At 52.4% G+C, this 21,490-nt stretch carries 22 protein-coding genes; 4 read left to right on the top strand and 18 right to left on the bottom strand.

Annotated elements, in window-relative coordinates:
* Positions 1-186: 186 nt before the first annotated feature.
* The 4 genes from HOJ95_06425 to HOJ95_06410 all read right to left on the bottom strand — a co-directional run bounded on the left by HOJ95_06425 (position 187) and on the right by HOJ95_06410 (position 4,235).
* Positions 187-1,032 carry an ABC transporter permease gene (locus tag HOJ95_06425; GenBank protein MBT6394320.1) on the bottom strand — a complete coding sequence of 282 codons (846 nt, stop codon included), beginning with the start codon at positions 1,030-1,032 and terminating at the stop codon, positions 187-189.
* Between the two features lie 99 nt (positions 1,033-1,131).
* Positions 1,132-2,067, bottom strand: a complete 936-nt coding sequence (locus tag HOJ95_06420) for an ABC transporter permease (protein MBT6394319.1) — start codon at positions 2,065-2,067, stop codon at positions 1,132-1,134.
* A gap of 68 nt (positions 2,068-2,135) precedes the next feature.
* Complete coding sequence (locus HOJ95_06415) at positions 2,136-2,573, bottom strand: DUF296 domain-containing protein (protein MBT6394318.1); 438 nt, start codon at positions 2,571-2,573, stop codon at positions 2,136-2,138.
* 114 nt (positions 2,574-2,687) lie between these two features.
* Positions 2,688-4,235: a hypothetical protein gene (locus HOJ95_06410; protein MBT6394317.1), complete on the bottom strand. Its 1,548-nt coding sequence runs from the start codon at positions 4,233-4,235 to the stop codon at positions 2,688-2,690.
* 404 nt (positions 4,236-4,639) lie between these two features.
* Here HOJ95_06410 and HOJ95_06405 point away from each other — a divergent pair, with 404 nt between their 5' ends.
* On the top strand, positions 4,640-5,527 hold the full coding sequence (locus HOJ95_06405; protein ID MBT6394316.1) for an NAD(P)-dependent oxidoreductase: 888 nt from the start codon (positions 4,640-4,642) through the stop codon (positions 5,525-5,527).
* 127 nt (positions 5,528-5,654) lie between these two features.
* Here HOJ95_06405 and HOJ95_06400 read toward each other — a convergent pair whose 3' ends face one another.
* The 12 genes from HOJ95_06400 to urtA form a co-directional block, all read right to left on the bottom strand.
* Positions 5,655-6,515 carry a hypothetical protein gene (locus HOJ95_06400; protein ID MBT6394315.1) on the bottom strand — a complete coding sequence of 287 codons (861 nt, stop codon included), beginning with the start codon at positions 6,513-6,515 and terminating at the stop codon, positions 5,655-5,657.
* Positions 6,512-7,126 carry an urease accessory protein UreG gene (gene ureG, locus HOJ95_06395; protein ID MBT6394314.1) on the bottom strand — a complete coding sequence of 205 codons (615 nt, stop codon included), beginning with the start codon at positions 7,124-7,126 and terminating at the stop codon, positions 6,512-6,514. The genes HOJ95_06400 and ureG overlap by 4 nt, the downstream gene beginning before the upstream one ends.
* Before the next feature lie 10 nt (positions 7,127-7,136).
* Positions 7,137-7,826 (bottom strand): urease accessory protein UreF, encoded by a 690-nt coding sequence (locus HOJ95_06390; GenBank protein ID MBT6394313.1) that lies wholly within the window; start codon positions 7,824-7,826, stop codon positions 7,137-7,139.
* Between the two features lie 3 nt (positions 7,827-7,829).
* Positions 7,830-8,273, bottom strand: coding sequence for an urease accessory protein UreE (locus HOJ95_06385; protein ID MBT6394312.1), 444 nt, complete (start codon positions 8,271-8,273; stop codon positions 7,830-7,832).
* A gap of 8 nt (positions 8,274-8,281) precedes the next feature.
* The gene (ureC, locus tag HOJ95_06380) at positions 8,282-10,000 is read right to left on the bottom strand and encodes an urease subunit alpha (protein MBT6394311.1); all 1,719 of its coding nucleotides are present in this window, start codon (positions 9,998-10,000) and stop codon (positions 8,282-8,284) included.
* Complete coding sequence (locus tag HOJ95_06375) at positions 9,997-10,371, bottom strand: urease subunit beta (GenBank protein MBT6394310.1); 375 nt, start codon at positions 10,369-10,371, stop codon at positions 9,997-9,999. The genes ureC and HOJ95_06375 overlap by 4 nt, the downstream gene beginning before the upstream one ends.
* A 12-nt stretch (positions 10,372-10,383) precedes the next feature.
* Complete coding sequence (locus HOJ95_06370; GenBank protein ID MBT6394309.1) at positions 10,384-10,686, bottom strand: urease subunit gamma; 303 nt, start codon at positions 10,684-10,686, stop codon at positions 10,384-10,386.
* 49 nt (positions 10,687-10,735) lie between these two features.
* Entirely contained in the window at positions 10,736-11,431 is a 696-nt protein-coding gene (gene urtE, locus HOJ95_06365; protein MBT6394308.1) for an urea ABC transporter ATP-binding subunit UrtE, read from the bottom strand.
* A gap of 5 nt (positions 11,432-11,436) precedes the next feature.
* Complete coding sequence (urtD, locus tag HOJ95_06360; protein ID MBT6394307.1) at positions 11,437-12,180, bottom strand: urea ABC transporter ATP-binding protein UrtD; 744 nt, start codon at positions 12,178-12,180, stop codon at positions 11,437-11,439.
* Positions 12,181-13,269, bottom strand: coding sequence for an urea ABC transporter permease subunit UrtC (urtC, locus tag HOJ95_06355; GenBank protein ID MBT6394306.1), 1,089 nt, complete (start codon positions 13,267-13,269; stop codon positions 12,181-12,183). It lies immediately after the preceding gene.
* Positions 13,270-13,358: 89 nt separating this feature from the next.
* Positions 13,359-15,113: an urea ABC transporter permease subunit UrtB gene (gene urtB, locus HOJ95_06350; GenBank protein ID MBT6394305.1), complete on the bottom strand. Its 1,755-nt coding sequence runs from the start codon at positions 15,111-15,113 to the stop codon at positions 13,359-13,361.
* Positions 15,114-15,262: 149 nt separating this feature from the next.
* Positions 15,263-16,609, bottom strand: a complete 1,347-nt coding sequence (urtA, locus tag HOJ95_06345; protein MBT6394304.1) for an urea ABC transporter substrate-binding protein — start codon at positions 16,607-16,609, stop codon at positions 15,263-15,265.
* A 363-nt stretch (positions 16,610-16,972) separates the two neighbouring features.
* On the opposite strand from urtA, the gene HOJ95_06340 reads away from it, so the two are divergent.
* Together HOJ95_06340 and HOJ95_06335 are read left to right on the top strand one after the other, a co-directional pair.
* Positions 16,973-17,224 (top strand): hypothetical protein, encoded by a 252-nt coding sequence (locus HOJ95_06340; GenBank protein ID MBT6394303.1) that lies wholly within the window; start codon positions 16,973-16,975, stop codon positions 17,222-17,224.
* 78 nt (positions 17,225-17,302) lie between these two features.
* Positions 17,303-18,403 carry a carboxymuconolactone decarboxylase family protein gene (locus tag HOJ95_06335; GenBank protein MBT6394302.1) on the top strand — a complete coding sequence of 367 codons (1,101 nt, stop codon included), beginning with the start codon at positions 17,303-17,305 and terminating at the stop codon, positions 18,401-18,403.
* Positions 18,404-18,525: 122 nt separating this feature from the next.
* On the opposite strand, the gene HOJ95_06330 is transcribed toward HOJ95_06335, so the two are convergent.
* Positions 18,526-19,446: a TRAP transporter substrate-binding protein gene (locus tag HOJ95_06330; GenBank protein ID MBT6394301.1), complete on the bottom strand. Its 921-nt coding sequence runs from the start codon at positions 19,444-19,446 to the stop codon at positions 18,526-18,528.
* Positions 19,447-19,563: 117 nt separating this feature from the next.
* Between HOJ95_06330 and HOJ95_06325 the strand changes: the two genes are divergently transcribed.
* Entirely contained in the window at positions 19,564-20,715 is a 1,152-nt protein-coding gene (locus tag HOJ95_06325; GenBank protein MBT6394300.1) for an alpha-hydroxy-acid oxidizing protein, read from the top strand.
* 306 nt (positions 20,716-21,021) lie between these two features.
* On the opposite strand, the gene HOJ95_06320 is transcribed toward HOJ95_06325, so the two are convergent.
* On the bottom strand, positions 21,022-21,453 hold the full coding sequence (locus tag HOJ95_06320; GenBank protein ID MBT6394299.1) for a DNA-binding protein: 432 nt from the start codon (positions 21,451-21,453) through the stop codon (positions 21,022-21,024).
* Positions 21,454-21,490: the final 37 nt, after the last annotated feature.

Raw genomic sequence — 21,490 nt, 5'->3', positions numbered from 1 at the left:
TTTATGAATTGAAAAAGATCCATGGAGCCGCAAGCCCGGAGGCTAAAATTCAGCAGGTAGCAGGCAAATCAATGAAGACGGGGCTCGTCAGCTATCAAAAGTGAATTTACAGGGGCCCTCATCCATCCCATCTAAGGGTTGTTTGTCCTCATCTTGGACGGTCTTGCCGTTAGAAATTTATTGGCACTAATCGGCCAGCCGCTTCATTCTTGGATCAAGTGCGTCTCTAATCCAGTCCCCGAAAAGATTTATCCCCAATACGATCAGCATGAGCGCCAGCCCCGGAAAGACAGCAATCCACCAGGCGGTATCGAGATAGGAGCGCCCATCTGCGAGCATACCGCCCCAAGCGGGAGTTGGCGGTGGCACACCCACCCCGAGGAAAGACAAAGATGCCTCAATGATAATCATCCGTCCGAGATAGAGCGTGGCTATCACGATGGCGGTGGAAAGAACATTTGGAAGTAGATGACGAATAAGTATCCGGGGGGTGCGGCAACCGTTGGCCCTCGCCCCTACGATATACTCGTATTCTTTTGCCGAAAGAACGGCTCCACGAATCGGACGCGCATATACGATCCACGTGCGAACGGCCATGGCGAGTATTACATTTTGAAGGCTCGTCCCCAGGATGGCGATAATACTCATCGCCAGCAGGATGAACGGAACTGAAAGCGCTATATCAATAATCCGGCTAATGACGGTATCGACTATTCCGCCATAGAAGCCCGCAACCAACCCCAGCGTTATCCCTATTGCCCCGCTCAAAAGGACTGCGACAAACCCGACGATAAGTGAAATCCGGGAGCCCCAGATTATACGGCTCAATAAATCGCGGCCCAACTGATCCGTTCCGGCCCAGTACGTGAATCCGTCAGAATTGACATACCCGGGAGGTTTCAAAGTGAGATCAAGATTTTGCAAGTACGGATCCATTGGAGCGAACAATTGGGGTACCAAAGCCCACACAATCACAAAAACGACACAGAGCAATCCGAACATCGCAGGCGGACGACGCGACAAATCACGCATCGCTAGAGAAAAATCAGAAGGTCCCCGGGTGTCCTCCTCCCAGGTTTCCAATGCTATTTCAGTCGCTTCGATTTGCTCCGTCGCCATTGTCCTGTCTTTCTATTTGTATGCGATACGTGGATCGAGCCATGCATAAAGAAGATCTACGCTGAGATTAACGACAACAAAACAGGTGGCGAGTAATGCCACAGCCGCCTGCACTACAGGGTAATCCTGGTTGCGAATGGAATCCACCACGAGAAACCCCACACCCGGCCAGGAGAAAACCACCTCCACAACAACCGTTCCGCCGAGCAGGATGCCCAGCTCAAGTCCAATCAAGGTAACGACCGGGATGGACGCATTTTTCAACGCATGTCGAAATACGATGACATTCTCAACGAGGCCCTTGGAGCGGGCCGTTTGAATATAGTCGCTTCCAAGCACTTCAAGCATACCCGAACGCACGAGACGGGTAAGGCGCGCCGTCGCGTACAGCCCCGCTGTCATAGCGGGAAGAACAAGGTACTCAATTCCATCGGCGCCCGACGTTGGCAGCCATTCCAATTTCACTGCAAAAAACATAATAAACAAAAGACCCAGCCAGAATCCTGGCACCGACTGGCCCAACATCGCCCCCACAGTAGCGAAGTAGTCAATCCATGTATTCCGGTAAACGGCGGAAAGCACACCTGCAGGAATGGATATCAAAGACGCTAAAATCACCGACGTGAAGGCAAGAAGGGCGGTAGCCGGAAAATGCCCTAAAACGAGACCCAGAGCAGGTAGTTCCTGATGGAAAGAAAAACCAAAATCACCTCGGAGAACACCCTTACTCTCGTTATAACCAAAAAGGAAATTGAAGTATTGGATATGCATCGGCAGGTCAAAACCCATTTCCTTTTTAAATTGTGCAATATCTTCTTTATCGGCGTCCTCAGGCATCAGAATTCCTGCCGGATCGCCTGTCATTTGCAACATGAAAAAGACGATCAAAAGAACGCCCTTGATGACAATAAAGCTTTGCAAGAGCCGACGAATTATATATCCACGCAATGGGCTATCCCCGAGACCTACACTTTTAAAAAATAAAAAAAGTACTTAAAATAAGTAAATAGCTCCTTTTACAACAACTCGATGATATCCATCATCATTCCCTTGAGCCTGCCATCGCACAGATGACCAGCATAAACTTCCCTTGGCTTACTTGGGCCACCGCTTACCGTCACATGAAGATGAATGTACGGATCCGGATCGTCGGTCCATGCGTGTTGGTCAAGATGGACAGGAGGCGAAGAGTCAGGCCAGGTAATAATCCCCTGCCCCTGAACATCTACCCATTGATCGATATGAAGACGGGTTTCATCGGGAGGCGGCATCGGGGGAGACGGGAGCAGAACACCAGGTATGATATCGAGTTCATAAAACGCGCCCATAAAAAAAACCGAACCGGCCCGGATATTTTTCTCTTTGACGAATTTAACCACGTTGCCGTAAAAATCTTCTTCAGGCTTAAAATTAAGACTGAATATACGGCCTATTTTTCTTTCGACGACATCCATGCAACGCCCCTATCAGATTCAGAATGAAAAAATTACATGAATTTCCAAACATACCGCAGGGAACGAACGTCCCCTGCGGTATGAGAAAAAATGTAGAGAGGTGTTCGGGTCAACCTACTTTCTGACCACCTCCCAAACGTTCAGAGTACCGTTGCCTTGCGGATTAAATGAAATATTTTTCTGTAATCCGAACGTTTGTTTAAGTTTATAAAGTATCTTGTGCATAGCATTTTCTTTCATTTTGGCCGTAACCGCTTTAAAAGCCTTATCTTGCGCTTTGGGATCGGCCATCGCACTTGCAGCCTTGTCCATCTTATCTACTTCCTTGTTGCAGACCACACTCCAAGGGCCGGTGCAAGAGCCCGTTGCGGAAACCACGCTGCTGGTATCAAAGAAAGTATTGCCCCAGCTCCGCATAACGATACCGGCACGCTTTTGCTTCTTCTTCCCATAAGAAACAACTGTTTTCTTATATAGCGGGAAGTTCACGGCTTTTATTTTCACGTCGATACCGAGTTTAGCAACCATCTGGCCAATCGCCTCGGTTACCTTCGCATCATAAGCGAACCTGCCTCGGGTATTCACTATTTCAACTTTGAAACCATTCGGGTAGGCCGATTTTTTCAAGTATTCCTTGGCCTTGGCTAAATCGTAGCCATACCACCTATGGTCGGGGTCATAGCCTGAATGCGTCCAAGGATGATACATCGAATGGTATGGGTCCACATTACCTTTCATAATCGTCGTACGAATTTTATCAGCGTCGATGGCATAATTAAGAGCCTTACGAACGTTGATATCCGTCATTGGGCCGCCAAAGCGGTCGGCAAAGCTCACAAAGAAAATTCTTGTGGCTGGCACAATCGCAACTTTTGTATTTGGGTGACTACTAATTTGCGGCAGGAGGTGAGCCTCCACTGCAGAAACAATGTCCACTTCGCCCTTCAACAACGCTTTCACCTTGGTGGTCTGCTCGGTGATGCGACGCATCACAACCGTTTTTGGGCGATTAGGGTAATCTTTATTTCCCCACCATTTAGGATTCGCCTCAAAAACCATTTTCGTGCCTTTGCTCCACGACTTGAGAAGGTAGGGGCCGCTGCCCATCGTGTTCCGGGCAAGATATCTCTTCCCTTCCCCTTTTCCTTTAGCCGCTGCTTTGGGATTCGTTATCGAAAAGACACGGCTAAGCATTCCGAACATGCCGTTGTTCGGATACTTTAGGTGCAAGATGAAGTTTTTAGCATCGACGATTTCAATTTTTTTCCAGGACTTGTAGTAAACACGCTGACGGCTCTTTAGCTTTGGATTATGAACACGGTTATACGAAAAGACGACGGCTTGAGATGTAACGGGACTGCCATCAGCGAATACGGCGTCTTCTCTAATGTGGAACTTAACCGTAGTCGGATTAACTTTCTCCCACTTATCGACGAGCCAAGGCTTCACTGTCTTCGTTAACATGTCGTATTTAACGAGCGTGTCATACGACCAGCTCCACAACATGAATCCAATCGCGTTGGTCGTGATATTTGGATCCATGGTAGGAGGTTCTTGAGGTAAAGCGACTGCAATGGAGCCTTTGTAAGCATTAGTTACCGGAACGATGGAAACCCCCAAAAAGAGGACAACCAGAAGAAAAAGACCAATTTTTTTAACCATTACTCATTCCTCCTCATTCAAAATTTACAGCCCGATTGGCTAGGCATCGTCTGCCTTCGCCTGGGCCCCAGTCCTGCCCAAAAATCAAATGCCTATCAATTCAATACTTCCGCTATTCAAATCCTGAGAGTCGGCAAAACACCACTCGCCCCTGCAAGAAATATTCGACTCGCCTCGCTACCCAAAACACTTAAAGACGACTCACCTAGCTGTTCCGCAACAAGTTGTAATGTAATGACAACATTATATACTTTTTGGGCACCCCAAGCAACGACATTCAACATGCGCCTTTTGTCTTATTGAGGGAACATCAATGGGTTCCAGAAATTTATGGCGCGCAGTTAAAATAATAAGAGTTTCGTCGAACTCTCAATAAACAATTTCATTAAACAAGGAGAGACAAAATGGCTGAAAAAGTAGGCATCGTGGGCATTGGCCTGATGGGGTCTGCCCTCTCGGGAGGGTTGCTACAAGAAGGGTTTGAAGTCCAGGGATTTGATACCGATGGCCGCAGGCTGGATGAGTTCACCGAGCGGGGAGGCACTGCGGTGGATTCTCCTGCAGCAGCGGCCCAGGGCGTCAACTGGATGATAACGTCGCTACCCCATGGAGAAATAGTCAGAGAAGTCGCACTCGGGGCCAACGGAATTATCGAAGGGGCCGAAAAAGGTCTAATACTCTGCGATGCATCGACCACCAGCCCCGAGGATACCGAAAAACTTGGGAGCGACCTCGCCGAGCGCGGCATTCGATTTCTCGACACCTGCGTAAGCGGCACGAGCGCCATGGCTTGGGAAAAAGATCTCATCGTTATCGCCGGCGGCGAGAAAAGTGATTTTGAAGCATGCCGCCCATACTTAGAGTCCTTCAGCCGGGCGGCCTACCACATGGGACCCGTTGGGTCCGGCGCCTTGACGAAACTCATCATCAATCTTGTTCTCGCCGGAAATCGGCTGGCGCTGGGAGAGGGCCTGACGCTCGGAACAAAAGCGGGGATGGACGTGAACAACTTGCTTGCCGTGCTTCAGGACGGTGCCTGCCACTCAAAGACAATGCTCGACAAGGGGCCGAAGATGGTCGAGGGCAACTACGAGCCCGAGGGAAGAATGTCTACGGAAACTCCTCGGCTCATGATCGAGCAAGGAAGCCGCTTCGGCGCGCCAACGATGGTGGCGAGCATGTGGCTGCAGCTTGTACAGGCGGGCTGCGAGATGGGTCTCGCCGAGCAGGACCCCGTCGCCTTCCATGAGGCGCAGCGCGTGCTGGCCGGTCTGCCCGGAAGAGTCGAATAAAAAAAATTAAGGAGAGACCAGGCACTTACAACAAAAAATAAAAATGCGAATTAGCCGGAGCACTTAATATTAAAGCAGAAAAAGTTGCGGCACCCTATTTCTGCATACCTACATTCGCCATCAATAATTAAAATTTTCTTAATCGAACCGCCTTGCGGCCCAATGTAGAAAGGCGTGCAATATTCCAAACCTCATCGAACACCCGCCTCAAACCGATAGGAGACTCCGCCAGCCAGCGAACTATTAGCCCGGGACCTTCCAGACTGCTGACACCACCCGCAATCCCCTCAGCGCCCGAGAGAAGGCTCTCCACTTCCTCTGCGGCACGCTCCAGCGCCGCCCCTCCTCCGCCGAGCACATAGAACGATCCCAGATAGGGATAAGGCTCGAACAAGCCCAGCGACTCGGGCACCAGCCTTTGCGGAAAAATTTCCATGGCATCTGTTAACAAAGGCGCGCCATCAAGCCGTGCGGTGAAGGATAGCGCCACCTCCGAGTAATCGAAAAACTCACCCATCGCTACCCTGCCCGGATAAAGGATCTCGCCATAAAGCACCCGCGCACCCTTGGCTAGATCGAGCACGACCTCCTGCCGGTATCGGGCTTCCGAAAACGGAATGATTGGATCAGGGATATATTCAAGAACCGAATCTTTTTCCATTCGGATGCTCGTCCGGGAAACTACCGGCTCGCTCGCTGTCCGGTAGATACGGGTCGCCCCTTGCGTGGTGCAAAGAACCTGCGCCCCCTCGCCAAGAGAAAACGCCGCCTCCAGATGATCGCCGCCCACCGAGCCACCCGTCGGATTAATCAAGGTGAGATGAGCAGGGTCCTCCCCCTCCGGGTAAAGCGGTCTGATGATCTTAAGAGGCATTCGGGAGAAACTGTCTTTCAGGATGGTGCGCCCGCGCGAGAGTTCAAAATCGGCACACACGTAGCCATGCCGCCCAACCTGGGAAAGCTCTGGCGCCGCCGCCACGATGTTCATGCCCCCACGAACAGGACGTCTGATTCGATCCAGCGAATCACCTTGTCCAACCCTTCTTCCGACTTCAGATTACTAAAGAAGAAAGGCCTTTCACCGCGCATTTTCTTTGCGTCACGATCCATCACCTCAAGGCTCGCGCCAACCAGCGGCGCAAGATCAATTTTATTAATCAACAACAATTCCGAGCGCGTAATGCCGGGGCCTCCTTTTCGGGGAATCTTGTCACCCGCCGACACATCGATGACATAGATCGAAGTGTCGACCAACTCGGGGCTGAACGTCGCGGCCAGATTGTCTCCGCCACTCTCGATGAAAATAATGTCGAGAGGAACATGCTCCCGCATCAAGTTTTCCATGGCCTCGCGGTTGAGAGAGATATCCTCCCGAATGGCGGTATGGGGACAACCACCCGTCTCGACCCCCCGTATTCGCTCAGGAGGGAGCGCACCACTTCGGGTGAGAAACTGGGCGTCCTCTTTCGTGTAAATGTCATTCGTAACGACAGCAATAGAATATTTATCGCGAAGCGATTGGCAGAGCTTGTCCACCAGCGCCGTCTTTCCCGAACCAACGGGACCACCCACCCCAATTTTCACGGGTTCTTTAGACATTTTTTATCTCCTATGACACAAATAGCCGGGTATATAGCCGTTGATGCGCCATCGCCCGAATCTCGTGGCCGGGCCCTAGCGAGCAGGCCGCCTCAAGCGGGCGCACCAACGCCTCCTCAACCGTGCCAGCAACTACATCTTCAAGAGAAGCCGTCACCCGTTGGCCATCCGTTTGCCCGAGCGGCACCAAGCGCACCGCAGCACCCACCAGCCCCGACACGACCCCGTAGCAATATGATTCAAGCGCCTGCTCACATGAAAACCCCAGCGCAGAAGTTGCCACACCAAAGGCAAGAGCATAGTGGCCGGGAGAGTTACCGGCTCGCACCTCGTCCTCATATCGACAAACGAACTCGCTCTCCATATAACCAATCGCAGTCCTTAGAAACTGCCTCCCAACGCTTTTACTCGCATCCCGAAGAGAGGCCACCGGCCTGGCGGCAGAAAACGAGGAATCAATCGCCATCAATCCCTCAAGATCCTTATTTTTTGAAAAATTCCAGGCCTCACGAAGGTACACACCATCAAGCGTGGCCACGCTTGCGGAAAGAACATTTCCAATAAATTCGGCAAGTGAATCTGCATTAGAAATTTTTTCTTCCTGAACAAAGGTTTCCAGCCCCAGCGAATGTGCGAATGCACCACGTGGAAAGGCCGAATCGGAGATTTGCAGTAGTCGAAATAGAGTATTAGAGGTCATTGGTTAATGGTGATGATTGTGATGAACGCCGAACTCGTGAGTGAAGGGCTCGGTCACACGCTCGCAGCGCACGCCGATTTTCCTGAAATATTCCTCAATGACACTGTCATAGGGCGTCAAAACCCGCTCTTTCCCAACAGACACTGGCGCGTGTCTGTTCCCGACCTGATAGGCGATACGGGCAAGCTCCTCGGCCGAATCGGCATAGAGCGCCAGCACATCCTCCGGAACGGCACTTACAACAACTACCCGTTCATCGTCCTCAAAAAGAACATCCCCCTCGGCGAGCGGCTGTCCCGTCGGCAGCGCAATTCCAATCTCTGTTCCGGCATCGGACTTCACCCGCTGGCGGCTTCTTAACCGATCCTCCCAGCCGAGGACCACCCGCTCTACACGGCGCGCCTCCTCCCCGGCCAGCTTTCCAACAAGCTCTTCAACGACAATCATTTACTCACCTAAAAGAGGAAATACCGCTGGGCCATCGGGAGGACCTCGGCAGGCTCACAGGCGAGAACCTCTCCATCCGCTTTAACGACATAAGTCTCAGGGTCCACCTCTATATTCGGAAGATAATCGTTCAAGCGCATATCCTTTTTTCCGATTGCACGGCAATTTGAAACGGGAGCGACTATTTTCTTGAGGCCAAGGTTTCCGCCTAATCCTCGCTCGGCGGCTGCTTTCGAAACGAACGCATATGAAGTCGCCCCAACCGCACCACCCATTGCCCCGAACATCGGCCTTCCAAGAACCGGTTGCGGCGTCGGAATGGAGGCGTTGGCATCTCCCATCGCGGCATGGGCAATGAATCCGCCCTTCACGATGACCTCGGGCTTCACGCCAAAAAAGGCGGGGTTCCAAAGAACGAGATCCGCCATCTTTCCCACCTCAACCGAGCCGACATAATCCGAAATACCATGCGCGATGGCCGGGTTAATCGTGTACTTGGCCACAAAGCGCTTGGCGCGGAAGTTATCGTTTTCTCCCGTTTCCTCGGAGAGCCGACCGCGCTGGCGCCTCATCTTGTCAGCGGTTTGCCAAGTGCGGATGATCACCTCGCCCACCCGCCCCATCGCCTGGGAATCCGATCCCATCATCGAGAAGGCACCCAGATCGTGAAGAATATCCTCGGCAGCAATGGTTTCCGCCCGGATACGGGACTCGGCAAAGGCCACATCCTCGGGGATTTTGCTATCAAGGTGGTGGCAAACCATGAGCATATCCAAATGCTCGTCTATTGTGTTGATGGTGAACGGGCGCGTCGGATTCGTTGATGAGGGAAGTACATTCGCCTCGCCGCACACACGAATAATGTCCGGTGCATGGCCGCCGCCCGCGCCCTCGGTGTGGTAGGTGTGAATTGTTCTACCCTTGAACGCGGCGATGGACGCCTCGACAAATCCCGACTCGTTCAGCGTATCGGTATGAATACAAACCTGGATGTCCATGTCGTCGGCAACACCAAGGCAACAATCTATTGCGGCAGGAGTCGTTCCCCAGTCCTCATGAAGCTTGAGCCCCAGCGCTCCGGCCTGAACCTGCTCAACCAACGATTCGGGCCGCGAGGAATTTCCCTTTCCAAGAAAACCAATGTTCATCGGATAGGCTTCTGCAGCCTGGAGCATACGCGCAATATTCCAGGCCCCCGGGGTGCAGGTGGTGGCGTTGGTTCCTGTCGCCGGGCCAGTGCCGCCGCCGAGCATCGTGGTGATGCCAGAGGAGATCGCCTCGTCTATCTGCTGGGGGCAAATGAAGTGGATATGGGAGTCGATGCCGCCCGCCGTGAGAATTTTTCCCTCACCGGCAAGCACCTCGGTGGAGGCGCCCACGACCATGTTGTCGTCCACACCATCCATTAAATGGGGATTGCCGGATTTACCTATCCCGACAATTTTACCGTCCTTGATTCCGACATCCGCCTTAACGATGCCCCAATGATCGAGAATAAGGGCATTCGTGATGAGCAGATCGAGCGCGGCGCCATCCCGCGTTTCCGTCGGTGACTGCCCGAGGCCATCTCGCAGTACCTTGCCGCCGCCGAACTTCGACTCATCCCCGTATACCGTGCGGTCCTCTTCGACCTCGATGAAAAGCTCGGTGTCGGCAAGGCGAACCTTGTCCCCTTTCGTGGGGCCAAACATATCGGCATAGGCACGCCGATCCATACGAAAGCTCATGAATTAGCCCCCCTGTAGCCTTCTCTATTAGCATTCTTAAGGGCCTGCTCTTTTACGCCAGCATCGTCAATCTCTCCATCCGTCAGCGCGTTCAGGCCCAAGACCCGGCGTGCGCCGCCGAACTCGACCAGTTCGGCCTCCTTCTCGTCCCCTGGCTCGAATCGCACGGCCGTTCCAGCCGGAATATCCAGACGCATGCCGAAAGCAGCATCCCGGTCGAAATCCAAAAACTGATTCACCTCGAAGAAATGAAAATGCGAGCCAACCTGAATAGGCCGGTCGCCCCTGTTGGCAACGACAAGTGTCGTGGACCGCCTTCCCTCGTTCAGGACGATCTCGCCCTCGCCAACAACATATTCACCGGGAATCATTTCTGCTCCTTCTTAGCGAATCGGATCGTGAACGGTTACGAGCTTTGTCCCATCGGGAAACGTTCCCTCGACTTGAACTTCGTGGATCATCTCGGGAACGCCTTCCATCACATCGTCACGGGTGAGGATCGTTGTGCCAAATTGCATGAGCTCGGCGACGGATCTTCCGTCCCGTGCGCCCTCGAGAACCTCCGCCGTGATCAAGCTAACCGCCTCGGGGTAGTTGAGTTTGACGCCCCTGTCTTTCCTTTTCCTGGAAAGCTCGGCCGCAACAAAGATGAGAAGTTTTTCTTGCTCTCTTGGGGTTAGATGCATAGTCCCTCCCCTGACTTTAAAAAGTTGCTAAAAAATTTATCGTCATGAATCATGCCGTCAAACGCTCAAGAACCGTATCGTCACACTCGCCTTCCGCCGCCCCTTCTGCCGTGAATTCACCTTTTTCTATGACGTAATAACGATCCGAGAGCCGCCAGGCGAATTCAAGATACTGCTCGACAAGAAGAATACCGACATCCCCGCGCTCCTTGAGCTTCCAGAGGATTTTTTCAATTTCAATTATTATGGAGGGCTGAATTCCCTCAGTGGGCTCATCGAGCAAAAGGAGTTTCGGTTTCCCAACCATCGCCCGGGCAATGGCAAGCTGCTGTTGCTGGCCACCGCTCAAAACCCCGCCTTTTCGTTTGAGCATATCCTTTAAGACAGGAAAGAGTTCGAACACATCCTCTTCATATTTCTTCGGGCGCTCGGGATGGGCCTCAAGCCCCAGGAGAAGATTTTCGTGAACCGAGAGTTGTGGAAAAATCTCTCGACCCTGCGGGACATAGGCGATACCGAGCCTGGCGCGTGCCTCGGGGCGCAGGCGGGTGATGTCGACTCCATTGAAATGAATACTTCCCTCGCGCGGCTTCAGGAGACCGACAACCGACTTGAGAAACGTCGTCTTTCCCATCCCGTTGCGGCCAATAAGTCCGGCTATCTCGCCGGGTTCCACCCTGAAATTCAACCCGCGCAAAATATGACTCTCGCCATAATATGTATTGAGATTTTCTACCTGAAGCACTTACCTCACCCCCTGCCCAGATAAAGCTCGATGACCTGTGCATCTGCGTGTACGTGATCGATAGACCCCTCGCAGATAACAGCACCTTCATGAAGTACGGTCACTCGCTTTGCTATTTCGCGCACAAAATTCATATCATGTTCAATCACCAACACGGAACGCTCCTCGGCAATTCGTTTTAACAAAATTGCGGTATTTTCCGTCTCGCTCTCAGACATTCCCGCAACCGGCTCATCAACAAGGAGGAGATCTGGATCCTGCACAACCACCATACCAATTTCAAGCCACTGTTTTTCGCCGTGCGCCAGAAGACCGGCCCGCCAATACTGTTTATCCTCAAGACCGATAACATCAAGCACCTCGTTCACCTTGCCGCCAACAGAGCCAGACATGCCACCAAAGAGCATGGACTTCACCGTTTTGTCCTGTTTCGCCGATAGCTCAAGATTATCCCTAACCGTCAGGTTTTCATAAATCGTGGGCGTCTGGAATTTTCGGCCAATTCCGGCATTGGCTATTTCCTCTTGCTGCATCCGATCGAGATGCGTGGTTTCTTTAAAAATAACACTCCCCGTATCAGGCCTGATTTTTCCAGTCACCACATCGAGCATAGTCGATTTGCCCGCCCCGTTCGGCCCGATAACACAGCGCAACTCGCCATAATCGACAGAAAAATTAAGCTTATTCAGCGCCTTGAACCCATCGAAGCTAACTGAAACATCTTCCATAAAAAGAATAGTATTGGCCATTTAATTTCGCTCCCAGTCCCTTGCCGCCGCAGGATCGCCCGGGGGCACCTGCGTGGCGAGGCTTCGCTTGGAGATCAGCTTTTTCACGAACTCCGAAAACCTACGAGCCAACCCGACAATGCCATCGGGCATATAGTGAACCACTAAAATAAACATGCCGCCCTGGAAATAAAGCCAATAGTCCGGAACATTGGATGTCAGGTAGCTCCGGGCCCAGTTCACGCTGATCGCACCAATGATGGCCCCAATCAAAGTGCCCCGGCCGCCGACAGCCACCCAGATAACCATTTCAATCGAGGGAAGAACACCAATGCGGCCCGGTGTGATAATCCCCACCTGGGGGGCATAGAGCGCCCCGGCAACTCCAGCAAGCGCGGCTGAAACCGTGAATACGAATAGTTTGTAGTTCGAGGGCGTATATCCCGAATAAAGCACCCGGCTCTCTGCATCGCGAATGGCGAGAAGTATCCTTCCCGCCCGCGAGTTCACAATCCACCGGCATAAAAGATAGGCCGCGCAGAGCACAACCGCCGTAACGATATAGAGCCCTCGCTGTGTCCCCGCGCTACCAAGCTCAAATCCCAATATTTTTTTGAACCCGGTCAGACCGTTGGTTCCGCCCAGATTCATTTCGTTTCGGTTAAAAACGAGCCATGCCGAAAGAGCTAGCGCCTGGGTAATAATGGCAAAATAAACGCCTCGGATCCGGGTCCGAAACACCAGGAATCCGAACCCCGCCGCGAATATTGCGGGAACGACAACAACGGCGACCAAGGTAAAAGAAAATGAATGAAACGGCTTCCAGAAAAAAGGCAACTCCTTCACCTGATTCCAAACCATGAAATCCGGCAGAGCACTCTTGTAAACACCCTCGGCGCCGATAGCCAGGGCAAGATACATCCCCATGCAGTAAGCACCCAGACCGAAGAAAATCCCATGGCCCAGGCTCAGGATGCCCGTGTAGCCCCATATGAGATCCAGGCCTAGCGCGAGGATGGCATAGGCAAGATACTTCCCGAAAAGATTAAGCGTAAATCCCGAGATGTGCAGCATTGAATCGGGCGCGGTAAAGGCGTTTAGAGAAGGCATAATCACCACAAAGAACAGCGCAACTGCGATGAGAAGCACGCCCCCTAATTTTTGCTCCAGTCTTTCGCTTATCAACTCTCTTTGCACGCTTAAGCCCCCCGCGCTCTGGTGGCGAACAAACCCTCGGGCCGCCGCTGTAGAAATAATATGATCAGCATCAAAATCATGACCTTGCTGAACACGGCGCCCATCGCGGGCTCAAGCAACTTGTTCATCCCGCCAAGGCCAAGGCCAGCGACGATGCTCCCCATCAACTTGCCCACGCCTCCCGTGACGACGACCATGAAAGAGTCAACAATGTAGTTTTGCCCGAGGTCGGGCCCCACGTTGCCCACCTGGCTTAACGCCGCCCCGGCGAGACCGGCAAGGCCGGCGCCAAAGGCAAATGTCCAGGCATCCACCCGCCTCGAGGAGACACCTAAACAGGTGCTCATCTCCCGGTTTTGAGTAACTGCCCTGATGCGCATACCCGCCCAGGTTCGGAACAGGAATGTATACGTCCCCACGACACAGACAAGGGCCAACAAAACTATAAAAAGTCGATTATAGGGAAACTGAACACCAATCATTAGGTGATAGCCGCCACTCAGCCATGAGGGGGCTTTCACATCAACATTCTGCGCCCCGAATACTTGTCGGACCGCCTGCTGTAGAACCAGGCTGATGCCCCAGGTTGTCAGGAGCGTCTCTGACGGCCTCCCGTAGAGATGCCGGATGATGGAAACTTCCATGAGATAGCCCACAAGAGCCGCCGCCGCGAAAGCCGCCGGGAGGGCCATAATAAAGTAGAAGCCAAATAAATTTTCCGGGAGATAGGATATGAAAAGACCTTGAACAACAAATGTCGCGTAGGCGCCGATCATCATCAACTCGCCGTGGGCCATGTTAATAACGCCCATGAGTCCAAAAACAATCGCCAGCCCCAGAGCCATTAAAAGAAGGATAGAGCCGAGGCTCATCCCCCGAAACAGCGTGTCGATAAACGATGTCCAGCTCTGGTAATATTCTATTTCATTGACCGCATTTTTCGCCTCAGCCCGAACGGCGGGGACCGCGTCTCCTTTATTCCCATCGGCCAGCCCTGCGGCGGTTTTCAAGTCGCCGACCGCGTTCAGGGCCTTTATCTCTCCAAGTTTTTTCGCCGCAGCCTGGCGGATTTTAGCATCAGCGTCCTTCATTTCGATTAGGGCAATGGCCGCCTCAAGGGCATTACGGCTGAGCCAGTGAGATTCTGAGGCCGCGGATTTTCGTAAAATGGGGATGAGTTTCGGATCGCCGAGCCGGGCCATACGCGTCGCGGCGGCCCGCCTGACATTTGGATCCGGAGAAAGAAGCTGGGCGGAATTCTTTAAGCGACTGATGTAGGGACGTATCGCCCGCCGAATTCGCCGGCCTGCTCGAATTTCCTGAAGTTGACTTGTGGGGATGAGAAGCGGCTTGCCGCTAGAGTCCTTCAACGGTGCTTTCGAGTAGGCCTCAAAGAGGGGAACGAATTCCTCATCCCCTTTTTTAAGAACGTCACCGCCGATGACGACCTTTATACCCCCCCCACTAGGCTTCCAAGCATAGAGGCTGCCCTCGCGAAGCGCTAAGAGGAGGGACAACAACATTGGGTCACCACGCCTCGCGAGGGAAAGCGCAGCCTCTTTTCTTTTTTTTCGGCTTTTCGTTATAAGTTCGGCAATCTCTGCCTGAGTATCTGAGGGTGCCTGCGCGGCCCTGGCATCACCCACCTCCTGGATTCCCAAAAAACAAAATACCAAGAGTAAAATGAGCAATACTTTTATCCGCGCCAAATAGCCCTTCAGCATCAGGCGAGATGCCATATATCCGGCTTGTTTCACTGCTCCCTCCTCCAAGGGTTATTCGGCACCGAAATATTCCCGGTGACCCTTCCATCAAATCGCTACTGCAGCCGGCAGTGGCAAATATTCAATTTTTTCGGCGGGAAGAGGTCGCACGCGGCCCCTCCCCGCCGAATCGAATGTAATTACTAAGCTTTTTTATAGGTCCCCTTATGATTCACCCAGTCGCAACCCTTGTCCGGGCTCGTGTACTTGCTCCAGGGAGCAGGCCTAACGAGCCCTTTCGTCTGATTGATAATGCGGAACTGACCGTTCTTCATAATTTCACCGATGAGAACTGGCTTGTGGAGATGGTGATTTTCCTTATCGATTTTCTTGTACCCACCCGGCGCTTCGAACCCGGTTCCATAAACCGCTTTGCGGACGGCATCCACTTTAGCGGTGCCCGCTTTCTCAACCGCTTTTTTCCAGATATGAACACCCAGGTAGGCCGCCTCAATCGGATCGTCCGTCACGCGGCTCGACCCGCCGGGAAGACCTTTCTTTTTGCAGTACGCTTTGAAATCTTTAACGAATTTTTTATTTTGCGGCGTGTCAATTGACTGGTAATAGTTCCAGGCAGCGAGGTGGCCCACGAGGGATTTAGCATCCATACCGCGAAGTTCATCCTCGGCCACACTGAATGCCATGATGGGCACATCCTCGGAGCGAAGCCCCTGGTTGGAGAACTCCTTATAGAAAGGAACGTTGCTGTCGCCGTTGATGGTACTCAAAACAGCGGCGTCGCCGCCTGATGCGAATGCCTTCACCTTGCCGACGATGGTCTGATAATCCTGATGATGGAACGGGGTGTATTCCTCCATAATATTCTTGGCAGGAACACCTTTCGCCAAAAGGAATGCGCGCAGAATCTTGTTCGCCGTCCTCGGGAAAACATAATCTGTCCCAAGGAGATAGAATTTTTTGAAGCCGCCGCCATCCTCGCTCATGAGATATTCAGCTGCGGGAATAAGCTGCTGGTTGGGTGTAGCACCCGTGTAAAATACATTTCTCGAGCACTCCTCGCCCTCATACTGGACAGGATAGAAGAGCAGTCCGTTATTTTTCTCGAACACCGGCAGAACCGATTTGCGGCTCACCGAGGTCCAGCAACCAAATGTGACATCGACTTTGTCTTTAAGTAGAAGCTGCTTTGCCTTCTCGGCAAAAAGATCCCAGTCTGAGGCCGGGTCGACTATCACAGGTTTAATGGGTCGTCCCAGGATGCCACCCGCCGAGTTAATCTCATCAAATGCCATCAGCACCACATCACGGAGCGACACCTCACTGATCGCCATGGTGCCGCTGAGCGAATGCAGAATACCGGCCTTAATTGGCTCGGCCGCCCGGAGCACGTTCGGAAAAGACAAGGAGCTCGCCGCAACCGCGCCCAAACCAAAGGCCCCAGCTTTCTGAAAAAAATCCCGGCGGGAAAGTGTTTTGCTCTTTTGTGCCTCTAGCTTCTTTCCTGCCTTCAACGTTTTCTTCTTGTCCATAATCCACCATCCTCCTGATTCAAAATTTAAATAAACCGCCGGGCAATCCGGCAAAACATAATTCATTGGTTATTAACTGTTGAGTGAATATATATGAGGTGAATTACAGAAACGTTACTTTAAGATTAAATTTTTGTTGCTGAAATGTTTCGGGTATATTTCGGGGCAAATCTACCATTTCGATGAATAATGCCACTACGCTTTGAAATAACTACACATCGTGAATTCTTTCAGTGTGAACTTTAATGCCGAACTAACTCAGCGTGGCTTATTTCCTCTGATACGATAAACTATTAATCTGAATGAATACTTAGGAACTTTGTAAGTTGAATGTAGGCTTTCGACCTTAATGGAGAATAATTAATGCCAAGAATACAACTGGTCGATATCGAGACTGCCCAGGGGGAGACCGCGCGTTTCTTCGAGGCGACCACGAGGATGCGGGGCCGGATACCCAACGCAGCGCGCTCGTGGGCGAACATACCCTACATCGTGAAGTTCAACCTGCCCTTCGGGGTGGCGCTCCACCGGGAGGCGGCAGGAGGAGTCCTCTCGAACAAGCTCAAGGAAATAGCGATTATCAAGACGAGCCACCTCAACGGCTGCTCCTACTGACTGGCTCACAACACGGCCCTTGGTCAAGCGGCCGGCATCACGGACGATCAGGTAACTGACATTTGCATGGACACATACATGGAGTCCCCTATCCTCTCCCCGAGGGAGCGGGCGGCGGTGCTGTGGGCGGAGCATGTCACCCGCAACACGGCGGGAGACCGGGATGACGTGTACGAGGAGGTGCGCAAGCACTATAGCGACGCCGAGTTCGTGGAGCTGACGGGAATTATCGGCTTCTTCAACCGCTCGAACCGGGGGCAGGACTCCCTCCATCTCCCGCTAGAGCACCAAGATGAGGTGAACAAGATCAAGACCTCGGTGCGGGCGGACACGAACAAGATCCGCGCCTACCTCGATCTGCTGGTGGAGATGTGGCCGGATGATTTCCCCCAACCCAACGGGGACGGGGAGCCCGAGGCAGGAAGAAACGGCAGCGAAAATGGAGCGGGGCCCCGCTTCGATGAAATCCTCATGCCCGGGGCGGCGGAGGGCCTCTCCGCGCAGGGGCCGAGGGTGCCGCTCATCGATACAGCTACGAGCGACCCCGATGCCGCCTTCTACTTCCGGGCGGCGAAGCAGTTCCTGGGAGGGAAGACGAACGCGGCGCGCATGTGGGCCCACATTCCCCACGTCGCCAAACTGATGGTGCCCTTTATGGTGGCAATTCTGCACGAGGGACTTGGGGGGCGGCTCTCCACGCGCCTGAAACTCATGGCGGCTCTCAAGACGAGCCGGGTGAACGAGTCGGCCTATTGTCTGGCGCAGATGACGGCGCTTGGGCGGACCGCGGGCATCACGGACGATTTGGCGCACGCCATTGGCGGTGGGGATTACATGATCTCACCCCTTCTCTCCCCGAGGGAGCGGGCGGCGGTGCTGTGGGCGGAACATGTGGCCATGTATACCGCGAAGACGCGGGACGACATTTTCGAGGAGGTTCGCAAGCACTACAGCGACCCTGAGATAGTGGAGCTTACGGCGTTGTGTACTCTCTACAACATGATGAACCGGGTCTATAAATCGCTCCGCATCCCGATTGAGACGGGAGATGCTTTCCCCGCGAAAGGGCTTACCGTCCGCGTGGAGCCGGACTCCATTCGGAACTACATCCAGGAGCTGACGGCCTCCTGGCCTGCATCCTTCCCGGTGCCGAATGAAGAGGCGCCCGCCCTGCTCTAGGCACAGACATCCTCTTCCATGAGAGTCAAAGAACTCTCCGAAAAAATTCTCAATCTAAACGGGAACCGGTTTGAAAGAAAGGAAACAGTCGGCGGCCTATCCACCTTGGGGAGGCAAACGGGCTAGCTGTCTAAAAGCGAGAACAACTCTGCGCCAAATTTACTGCGATAGCTTTCCACTAGGGGAGCTACTGACTTTTCAAAAGCGCTCCGCTCATCCGAGTTAAGCGTAATCACCTCATTGCCTTCGGCCTCAAGCTTAGACAAAACGAGCTCGTCTTGCTCGGTTGCCATTTTTCGTTGAAGCGTTGTCGCCTTGCCTGCGGCCTGGATCACTGATTCTTGAACTTCAGCGGGCCAGCTTTCAAACACCTGGCGATTACATATGAACAAGCTCACACCAAAAAAATGACTGCTCAAAGTGATGTAGTGGTGATGTTTGTGAATATCAAAAATATAAATGCTTGTGAGTGGGTTATCCTGAGCTTGAACGCGATCCGTTTCAATGGTTTCGAGAAATGTCTTAATATCGATGGGACTTGGCTCAAACCCAAAAGCTCGAAACACTTCACCGTGAAGATCACTTATTTGCGTTCGTATCGCTATGCCTTTGCAATCTGCTGGAGTGCGAATCGGCCTGACCTTATTGGATATATTACGAAAACCATTGTCCCAAAACCCTAATATCTTAAATGGCGTTGCCTCTTCAATACGAGCCTTAAAATAGTCGCCAAGCGCACCTTCCAATGCCTCAAACAACGAAACCCTGTCTTTAATAAGGAACGGCAATTCGAATACCGCTAATTCAGGAACGTCTTTAGAAAAACGCACAGTCGACATGTAGCAAAGATTCAATTCACCTGACGCAACCATACCAGGCAGCTCACCAGAATTTAAACCGCGAGCTATGATGCTTTCCTCGAAATCAAATTCAATAGACAAATCTTCCCGGCTCGTCAGTTCCGAGCCAAATAAACGACCCGCAGCCGTATGGATTGAATCCGGTCCCTGATATCCACCAAACTTCATTTTGAAATTTTCCATTCCCCCTTATAGACATTCAGCGCAATTATCGCCAGCACCAGCTTGCGAACCACCTTTTCCCAGAATGATATAGACTACTGCGTTCAAATAAATTTTTTAACATTTGGAGAGAATTAAATGTCCATCCCATACAACCTTCGCCGCGTCATGGTCTTAGAAGATTTGGCACCGCTTGCCCATTCGTTTCTACCTCGCGCCTTATGGGAGTTTGGATCAAAGGGCACAGAGGCAAATCTGTCCCGCGAAGGTAACCGTCAGGCCTTCGATGAAATTTGGCTTCGCCCCCGGGTTCTTAACGATGTAACCAAACGGACGATGAAGAAAGTCTTATTTGGAAAATCCTTCGATGCCCCTTTCGGCATTTCGCCCATGGGGGCCTCTGCGATGTTCGGCTTCGAGGCCGATCTGAATTTTGCCCGTGCGGCTCGGGCTGCAAACATTCCTTATGTAATGAGTGCCAGCGCCCTAATCCCGATGGAAAAAATTGCCGAGGCTTATCCTGATGTCTGGTTCCAGGCCTATGTGACTGCAGAGCGAGACGCCATCAGCGAACTTGCTGATCGGGTTTGGCAGGCTGGCATCCGCCATCTGGTCATCACGGTAGACGTTCCGGTCCCGGGCAACCGACGAGCCGGCTTGCGAGCGGGCTTTGAATATCCGATTCGGCCTGGTTTGCGAATCGCGCTAGACGGATTGACGCACCCTCGTTGGTTAATAGGCACTTTTCTGCGCACTCTTATGAGCAGTGGTATGCCGCATATCGAAAATTATGGGAAAGAGCGCGGCATCCCAATTATCTCTAGCAGCGCACCACAGCGGCCTCATGTTCGCGACGCCTTGGACTGGGACGATATGAAATGGCTACGGGACAAATGGAAGGGCAAACTCTTGATCAAGGGAGTGCTGTCACCGGAGGACACCAAAATCGCTGCGAGCATTGGCCTCGATGGGCTTTTCGTCTCAAACCATGGCGGGCGGCAACTCGACACCGCAATCCCCCCCCTGAAAGCACTCTCGTCAATTGCCGCCGAAAAAGGAAATATGGCGATACTCTTTGACAGCGGCATCCGCCGCGGCACCGATGTCGTAAAGGCTTTGGCTTTGGGCGCTGACTTTATCTTCGCTGGCCGGCCTTTTCTATATGCGGCGGCCCTCGGCGAGGAGGCGGGCGTCACCCACGCCATTACCCTGCTCAGCCAGGAGGTCTATCGCAATATAGCTCTACTGGGATGCAACAATTTAGACGAGCTTGCCTCGCGCCTCGCTTAACCATAGAACGAGCACTCAGGCATTCTTACCGCAGTGCCGACCATATAAAGAATCTTCTGTTCATTGACGGGACACTCACGTGGACATAGGACACAAAAAGGGCTACGGCCTAGACCGTAACCCTTTTGAATTTATTGGTAACGGGGCACGAATCAAGACTTATTTAATAATCGTGCCGTGGATTGATACAGTCGCTTAAACATTGCCTTGTACAATCCAAATTTCTGAAATTTCTCAGACAAACGACTTCAATAACCCATACGCATTTAGGAGAATCATTTTTTCGGGGTGCTAGACTGTCTACACCTATTCCACAAGTTCGAAAATTTGAACCAGCATCGCGCCCTTGAGCGTTCCATCGCTCAAATGTCCGACCAGCACTTCATCGTTCTTGCCGGGACCGCCGCTCAGAGACATATGGATATGGACATAAGGCTCGGGCTCATCCCAAGTCACATCTCCCAGCGCCGCAGGGGGCTCTTCGGGCCATGTAATATTTCCGTAGGCTACGAGTTCTCGCCAGTCCTTAAAGTGGTGACGATTTACGTCATAGCCGTTCATACTGTTAAATCCCGAGATCATAAATGTCTCGGTGAGCGCTCCCATGAGGAAAACCGAGCCCGCTCGAATATTCTTCTCCTTCACGAACTTGTTGAGTTCCGGGTAGAATTCATCTCCGGCCTCATATCTTATTTCAAATACACGCCCAATCTTCATTTCCTTTACTGTAATTGCCATGTCAATATCCTCGCTAAATTAGAGCGAATCGAAATTT

This window comes from Nitrospinaceae bacterium, from assembly GCA_018669005.1.
In the GTDB taxonomy this organism is placed as follows: domain Bacteria; phylum UBA8248; class UBA8248; order UBA8248; family UBA8248; genus UBA8248.
This window is presented reverse-complemented; position numbering and strand designations above follow the sequence as displayed.